1 protein-coding gene is annotated in these 811 nt (G+C 74.1%); it reads left to right on the top strand.

Annotated elements, in window-relative coordinates; all coding sequences use genetic code 11:
• On the top strand, positions 1-811 hold an 811-nt coding region (locus D8M35_RS16180), incomplete at both ends, for an ABC transporter transmembrane domain-containing protein (RefSeq protein ID WP_274542781.1).

Here is an 811-nt window from a genome sequence, read left to right as displayed (position 1 = left end):
GTCGCGGCGTGGGCGACGGACGACCTCGCGGCGCGGGCGGGCGCGACGGTGAAGAGCGAGCTCCGCGCGACCGTCCTGGCCCGCGCGGCGGAACGCGGGCCGTCCTGGCTCGCCGAACGCTCGACTGCCGGTTTCGCGACGGCCCTCGGACCCGGGCTCGACGCCCTCGACGCCTACTTCGGACGCTACGTCCCGCAGCTCGCGCTCACCGCCGTCGCGACGCCGGTGCTCCTCGTCGCGATCGGGCTCGGTGACGTGACGAGTGCCGTCGTCATCGTGCTGGCGATGCCGGTGATCCCCGTCTTCATGGTGCTCATCGGCCTGGCGACCCAGGCGCTCCAGCGGCGGCAGTCGGACGCGCTCACCCGGCTCGGCGGCGCGTTCACCGAAGCGGTCGAGGGCCTCGCGACCCTCAAGGTCTTCGGGCGTGCCCGCCGTCAGGTCGGCCGCATCGGCACCGTCACCGACGAGTACCGCCGTGGCACCATCGGGGTCCTGCGCCTGTCGTTCGTCAGCGGCTTCGCCCTCGAACTCGCCGCGAGCCTCTCCGTCGCCCTCGTCGCGGTGTCGATCGGCGTCCGACTCGTCGACGGCTCGCTCGGCCTCGGCGCCGCGATGTTCGTCCTGGTGCTCGCCCCGGAGGCGTTCGCGCCCCTCCGTCAGGTCGGTGCCGACTTCCACGCCGCCCAGGACGGCGTCGAGGCGTCCGCTGCCGTGCTCGACGTCCTCGACGACCGGGGACGCGACACGTCGACCAGCGCCGACACGTCCGACACCGCCGCCGCGGTCTCCGACCTGGTGCTCGAGGGCA

It is taken from the genome of Curtobacterium sp. HSID17257, from assembly GCF_003989515.1.
Lineage (GTDB): Bacteria > Actinomycetota > Actinomycetes > Actinomycetales > Microbacteriaceae > Curtobacterium.
This window is presented reverse-complemented; position numbering and strand designations above follow the sequence as displayed.